This is a genomic window from Salipiger sp. HF18 (genome assembly GCF_011806505.1).
Lineage (GTDB): Bacteria > Pseudomonadota > Alphaproteobacteria > Rhodobacterales > Rhodobacteraceae > Salipiger > Salipiger thiooxidans.
In genome coordinates this window covers 1-6,472 of record NZ_JAATOS010000226.1, presented here as the reverse complement: position 1 = coordinate 6,472, position 6,472 = coordinate 1, and the positions used below count along the sequence as shown (strand labels likewise).

Below are 6,472 nucleotides of genomic sequence, written 5' to 3'. Positions count from 1 at the left end.
GTCCTGAGACAGCCCGTCGGGGGCGTCGGGATCACGGAACACCGGCACGCCGGCGCGCTGCAGCGAGACGTGGAAATGCCCCGACTGGCCCGAGAGCCCCGGATCGAGCTTCGACATGAACACCGTCGTCAGCCCGGCGCGCGCGAAATAGGCCCGCGCGAAGTTGCGGAAGAGCGCCGCGTCATCGGCAGCGCGGATCCCCTGCACGGCGGCCAGCGGGGCCTCGAAACAGCCCGGCCCGAGCTCGGTATGGAGGCTGTCGAGCCCGATGCCCAGCGTCTTCATGCAGGCGCGCAGCCCGTCGAAGAGATCGCCGTAGGAGGCGGCGGATTGCAGCGAATAGGTGCGGTTGGCCTTGGCGAAATGCTGCAGGTCCCGGTAGTCCTTGGCGCGCAGGCTGTCGGCGGTCTCGTCGAGCAGGAAGAACTCGTACTCGAAGGCCGCGGTCACCTCGAGGCCCATGGCCCCGGCCCTGTCGAGCTGGCGCGCAAGCTGGTTGCGGGGCGAATTCTCGCCGTACTCTCCGGTGAAATCGGCAATGGCCACCCCGGCGCGCGGGCCGAAGGGCCAGTGGCGGATGGTCTCGGGATAGACCCTGGCGGGACGGTCGATGTAGGTGCGGTCGTCCTCCCACTGCATCTCGGCGCTGTCCCAGGCGTGGATGACGTCGCAGAAGCTGTAGCCCTTGTCGATCAGCTTCGCCGCCTTCTTCGCGTCCACGAGCTTGTGCCGGAACAATCCGTCGAGATCGAAGATCCCCACGTGCAGGTCGTCGTACCCGGTGAGATTTGTCGCTGTCGGCGCATCCATGTCAGGCGGGTTCCTTCACTGCGGTTGCGGGCGCCGGGGCGGCGACCTCCTTCAGGTACGGCCCGCGCAGGTCGCCTCCGCGCGGCGGCAGGCGGTCGGCCTGCAACGTGCCCGGCGTCGCCGCAACGGTGCGCACGGCGGCGGGGGTGGGGGTGAGATACTGCGCCTCGTTCGGCTCTCGGTCCGAGGTCTTGGCGAGGCAGGTTCGCCCGGTCCCGGTGATCGTGCCCATGGCGATCATGGTGTCACACATTCTGGCTCTCCGTATTTGCCGCCAGCGATCCAGCGAGCGGGCGATGGTCGGCGCCGCCTCGGGCAGGCGGCGCGTGTCGTCGTGTTCCGGCGCGGTGGTGGCCCGCTCGACGCTGCCGCGCTCGACGGTGCGGCCCCCGTGCATCACGCCGACATCGTGCGACAGGAAGCGCAGGACCGAAAGGTCATGCGACACCGCAAGGTAGCCGAGCCCGCGATCCCGGTGCAGATCTGCCAGCAGGTTGAGCACCCGCGCCCGGATGGACACGTCGAGCGCCGAGACCGGCCCGTCGAGCAGCAGCAGCTCTGGCTCGGGCACCAGCGTCGGCGCGATGGCCACGCGCCGGCGCTGGCCGCCGGAAAGCTGCCCCGGCACCTGCATCAGGAAGTCCGACGGCTGGCCCACGCTCTTGGAGGGCACCGGGCGGATCAGCCCGTCGGAATAGGGGTGGCGCGGAGCAGCGACGAGAGCAGCACCTCGGGGTCGGTGGTGGCGACGAACCAGCCGTGGTCGAAGAGATCGCCCGCCCCGGGGCCGAAGAGCATCTGGTTGTACTTGGCGACCTCAAGGGTCTGCAGGGTCACCTCGATGCCGATGTCGGCAAGGGTCTGGACGATGAACTGACCGTATTCGTTGGTCTTCGGGCAGAACCCCACCAAGACGTGGCAGGTCAGCTCGCGCAGCCCCTCGCCCTTCCGGTAGCCGGCCCCGGCAAGCAGCGCCTTGGCCTTTTCCGGAGCATAGGTCGGGCAGCTGTCGGAGGCGCCCGCGAACATGTGCGAGGCGGTCAGGAGCGCGCTGTTGGCCTTGCCCGAGCCCATCATGATGTTCTCGACGATCGACGCCACGTCGATCGCGGGGGCGATGGCCTGAGGCAGCTTGAGGGTGTTCATCGGCTCTTGGGCGATGCGGAAGGTCAGCCACTTGCTCTCGACCCATTCCGCCCGCCCCACGCCGAGGTTCGGGTCGGGCTCGATCATCGGGATCCTGTCCGGCTCGTCCCGGTCGATGATCTGCGCCTGCCAGGGCTGCAGCGTGGCACGGCGGGTCTGGCTGTCCCCGGCGAAGCGGAAGACGTACCCGGCAAGGTGCAGCGCGCCGTCCCAATATCCGGTGTTGGCCTCGCGCTTCACGCCGGCCTCTTCGCCCTCGTAGGACAGCCACCTGAAGGGGCCCGTGCCGACGAACGTCTCGTCGAGCGTGCCCGCATCCACCACGTGGGCGGGCGAGATCACCGGGCCCCCGCAGGACAGCAGCGCGTGGTTGCAGGGGTCCCACTTGCCCGAGAGCTTCTCGGCCGAGAGGAAGGTGACCGCCCCAGCGGGCGGGCCATCGGGCGCGGCGGTTGCATCCCGTTCAAAGGCACGGGCGGCGGGGATCTGCGCCGTGGCGGCGGCAAAGCTGTCGCGGCTCGAGACCGGCCAGACCTCGCCATCGCTGGATGTGCTGATCCGCACCGGCGGCGCGCTTGGCATCGGGCTCTCCGAGCTCTTCCGATTTGCCGGGAACCTTTCGGGACAGGCACACAAGCTCAAGGCGGGCGCCCAGCCCGAGGTGGTGCGCACCGGCACCCGTCACGGCCACGCCTGTCACCTTTTCCGGTTCGCGGCGGGTGGTCGAGGCCTTCCTCAGCGACATGGGCGACGTCTCCAGACGAAGAAGACCAGTCCACGGCCAGATCCAGAAGCAGGTGATGTCGAAGGGCCGCAGCAGGATCGTCGCCGCGGTGGGCAGGGTCATCACGCCAAGGCTCAGCTTCGGCATCTGCAGGAAGACGAAACCGACCACGCCGAGGGCACGGTCGATCATCGTCAGAAGCCCCGCCCCGGCGGGTCCGGTCGCGTCGCGCATTGCGCCGCCCGGGTTTCGTTCACCGCGTCGAGGAAGCCCTCGGGCAGCCCGCCCGCGGCAGCCTCCGTGCCGACCACCCGCCCGGCGCGCCCTGACCGGCGCGCGCTTCGCGCGACAAAGACACAGGCCCCTCCGGGGCAACCGTGATCGCGGGGAGACGGTGGCCCCATACCTCCGCAAGGCGTGTGAAAAGCGCGATACGCGAGGCACACGCTATGATAGAATGACGCTGGCGCGGATTCCGCGCGAAGGGCATCCCGGGACAAGGCTTCACCGGCAGGACGACCGCCCCGCCGCCCGAGGCCCCGCCCCGCACGGACAAAGGACATCTCGCATGCGTAGTCTTATCTCAACCGTGGTGCTTGCCGGAGTGCTCGGCACCGCGGCCACGGCACAGGACGGCGGCCAGGACCTCAACCAGGCGGCAAGCGATCCGACCGCCTCGCTCACCGCCTACGTGTTTCAGGATTTCTACACGTCGCGCTATCACGGGCTCGACGACGCCGACGGCAACCGGCTTCAGTTCCGGCTAGCCATTCCCTACACGCTGGGCGGCACCAACAACATCTTCCGCCTGACCCTGCCCTACGTGACCTCGAGCCCCGGCGACACCGAGGGCTGGTCCGACGCCACGGTCTTCAACCTCACCACCTTCGACCGCAGCTGGGGCCGCTTCGGGCTCGGCGCCGTGGCGTTGCTGCCGGTGGGCGACGACGACCTGACCACCGACCGCTGGGGCCTCGGCCCGGCGGCGGGCTTCATTGCGCAGGCCAACTGGGGCATCTGGGGCCTGTTCAACCAGAACATCATCGACATGGGTGGCGACGGCGACCGCGACCCGGTCAATGTCTCGGTGCTGCAGCCGATCTTCTCGGTCACACTGAACGACGGCTGGTCTATCGGCAGCTCGGACATGTCCTTCACCTACGACTGGGAACAGGACGAGTTCGTCTCGATCCCCGTCGGCCTGCAGCTCAGCAAGCTGGTGAGCTTCGGCGCAACGCCGGTCCAGCTTGGCCTGAGCTACGAGTACAATTTCTACGACGACGGCAACGGGCCCGAGGACGTCTGGGGCTTCACCGTGAAGGTGCTGTCTCCGTAAGACGCCGGCGCTAGGGGGCCTGCACCGGCCCCCGGCCCAGCATCCGCGCGAAGGGCGTCACCGCCCAGGCCCGCCACGTCGCGCGCGGGGTGATCTTAGCGACGAGGCCCAGCTCGGCGGCCTGATCGATGAGCTTCTGCGCTCCGCGCGGGGTGATCTGCAATGCCTGCGCCGCGCCGGGCCCGGTGACGATGGGCCGGGTCTTGAGCAGGTCGAGGAACTGCGGCAGGCGCGAGGCCCCATGGGCGCCGCCACTCGCCGCCCCCGCCTGTTCGAGCCAGCGCCGCAGCATCGGCAGCGCCCCGAGCCCGCGCTCCAGCGTCCGGCTGAGCCCCGCGAGCAGCTCGGCCGTGCGTTCGGGGCCCGCCACCGACCAGAGCCGGAAGCCATTGTCCACCAGCCCCAGCGCCGGCTGCAGCACCCACACCCCGCGCGGCGCGGCGACCAGCGCATGAGGTTCGGCCTCGCCCAGCATGAAGCGCCCCGAGCCGCGCAGCGCGTGGTCGGCGGCGACGAAGGCCAGCCGCTCGACCGCGGGTGCCCGGCCCTCGGTGGCGTAGCCCACCAGCCGCGCAACCGAGAGCGCGCCGAGGATCGGGCTCTCGGCCGCGGCCAGCACCGCGCGCACCGCGTCGAAATCCTCGGGCAGGAAGGGCGGCACGCGGTCGCCCGCCGCCAGCGTCCAGAGCCGGATCAGCACCTCTTCGGGGTTGGTCTCGAGCGGACCCGGCGAATGCAGCCCCCGCAACAGACCCGCCGCGGTCAGCGAGGCCCGGTCGCGGTCGGCATCGCCCACCCGGTCGCGGAAGCTGCGGCAGAGCAGGTCCTCGGGCGTCACCGGCAGGTCCTCGAGCCAGGCCGAGGCGCAGGCCTCCTGCACCGCCGCCTGACCGCGCCACAGGGCCGCCAGCTCGGCATCGGCGCGCAGCGCGCCCTCGAGCCGCGCGGCGAGGATCTCGGCGCGGAACACGTCGCCGAGCGCGGCCTGGGGCCGGGCGGCGTCGGTCAGGTCGGATCGGGCCTGCTGCATCGGGGGACCGGGCGTGGGAAAAGGGGACGTCCGGCCATCCTTTCACAGCCTTGCCGCAAACGCCAACCTCCGCGCGCGGGGCGGTCAGGTCAGCAGCAGCGTCCCGCCCAGCACGAACATGGCGATGAACACCGTCTCGAGCACGATCAGCACCACCGACTGGCGCGGCACCTCGAGAATGCGCTTCAGCTCGGTCTTCATGCCGACCGCAGCGATGGCGGTGAGCATCGCCCATTTCGACGCCGCCCAGAGCAGCGAGCGCAGCGCCTCGGGCAGCCAGCCCAGCGTGTTGACCATCGCCAGCGCGAGGAAGCACAACACGAAGCCCGGCACCGCGGGCGGGCGGGCGCTGCCGTGGCGGTCCTCGACCCCGGCGCGGCGCAGGGCCAGCGTCAGGATCAGCACGAAGGGCGCCAGCATCGAGACCCGGATCAGCTTGACCGTGGTGGCGGTCTCTCCGACCGTGTCCGAGACCGAGAACCCCGCCCCCACCACCTGCGCCACGTCGTGGATGGTGCCGCCGAGGAAGACGCCCGAGGCCAGCTCGCCCAGCCCCAGCGCCTGCGCGAGGATCGGGTAGAGGATCATCGCCAGCGTGCTGAGCAGCGTGACCGAGAACACGGTGAAGCTGAGGTTGCGCTCGGACAGCGGGTTCTTCGGCAGCACCGCGGCGATCGCCATGGCGGCGGAGGCGCCGCAGATCGCCACCGAGCCCGCGGTGAGGATCGCCAGCCGCCAGCCCCGGCCCAGCACCCGCGCCGCCAGCCAGCCGCAGGCCATGGTCGCCGCCAGCGCCGCCACCACCAGCGCGATGACGCCGGGGCCGAGCTCGGCGAAGACCTCGAAGCTGATGCGCGCGCCCAGGAGTCCCACGCCGATGCGCAGCACGGTGCGAGCCGAGACCGAGATGCCCGCGGCGCAGCGCTCGCCCTCTTCCACGAGGAAATGCAGCGACAGCCCGATGAGCAGCGCCATCAGCATCGCGGGCGCGCCGTAATGGTCCGACAGGAACTGCGCCGCCAGCGCCGCGAGGCCGCAGACCAGCACGCCCGGCCAGTGGCTGCGCACCGTGGACGCCAGCGCAGCACGGCGCGGCAGGGTCACGCCCGGGGATCGCATCGCCATGCCCTCCGCCCGTTCAGAACAGCCGGCCGCCGGGCAGCGGCACCGACAGGATCTCGCGGAAGCCCAGCGTGAAGGCGAGGATGATCGCCGCCACGCCACCCGCGAGCAGCGCCCAGCTTCCGGCGCTGCGGCGCTCATGCTCGGCACAGACCATCAGCGCCAGCCCCATGACGATGCCCGCACAGGCAAAGCCCAGGACCGGCACCAGCATCACGCCCACCGCCATCGCCACCGGCACAGCCAGCCGGCGCGGGGTCGAGCCGTCCGAGCGGTCCTCGACCACGTGGCGGGTGACCACGGC

Annotated in this window: 7 protein-coding genes and 1 pseudogene; 1 reads left to right on the top strand and 7 read right to left on the bottom strand. The window is 70.7% G+C overall.

Annotated features, from left to right (window positions below):
* The 4 genes and pseudogenes from HC022_RS16660 to HC022_RS16645 all read right to left on the bottom strand — a co-directional run.
* Positions 1-810 (bottom strand): annotated as a pseudogene (locus HC022_RS16660) (glutamine synthetase); the annotation flags it as partial.
* A 1-nt stretch (position 811) separates the two neighbouring features.
* Positions 812-1,483, bottom strand: coding sequence for an ABC transporter ATP-binding protein (locus HC022_RS16655; protein WP_217704013.1), 672 nt, complete (start codon positions 1,481-1,483; stop codon positions 812-814).
* An 8-nt stretch (positions 1,484-1,491) separates the two neighbouring features.
* Complete coding sequence (locus HC022_RS16650; protein ID WP_167453175.1) at positions 1,492-2,520, bottom strand: ABC transporter substrate-binding protein; 1,029 nt, start codon at positions 2,518-2,520, stop codon at positions 1,492-1,494.
* Positions 2,420-2,914 (bottom strand): hypothetical protein, encoded by a 495-nt coding sequence (locus HC022_RS16645; protein WP_167453174.1) that lies wholly within the window; start codon positions 2,912-2,914, stop codon positions 2,420-2,422. Before HC022_RS16645 ends, HC022_RS16650 begins: the two co-directional genes overlap by 101 nt.
* A 334-nt stretch (positions 2,915-3,248) precedes the next feature.
* Here HC022_RS16645 and HC022_RS16640 point away from each other — a divergent pair, with 334 nt between their 5' ends.
* Complete coding sequence (locus HC022_RS16640; RefSeq protein ID WP_167453173.1) at positions 3,249-4,016, top strand: hypothetical protein; 768 nt, start codon at positions 3,249-3,251, stop codon at positions 4,014-4,016.
* A 10-nt stretch (positions 4,017-4,026) separates the two neighbouring features.
* Here HC022_RS16640 and HC022_RS16635 read toward each other — a convergent pair whose 3' ends face one another.
* From HC022_RS16635 to HC022_RS16625, 3 genes are all read right to left on the bottom strand, one after another.
* Positions 4,027-5,046, bottom strand: a complete 1,020-nt coding sequence (locus HC022_RS16635; RefSeq protein ID WP_167453172.1) for a helix-turn-helix domain-containing protein — start codon at positions 5,044-5,046, stop codon at positions 4,027-4,029.
* A gap of 84 nt (positions 5,047-5,130) precedes the next feature.
* On the bottom strand, positions 5,131-6,171 hold the full coding sequence (locus HC022_RS16630; RefSeq protein WP_167453171.1) for a YeiH family protein: 1,041 nt from the start codon (positions 6,169-6,171) through the stop codon (positions 5,131-5,133).
* A gap of 13 nt (positions 6,172-6,184) precedes the next feature.
* Positions 6,185-6,472: tripartite tricarboxylate transporter TctB family protein (locus tag HC022_RS16625; RefSeq protein WP_175583619.1), on the bottom strand; the 288-nt coding region annotated here is incomplete at its 5' end.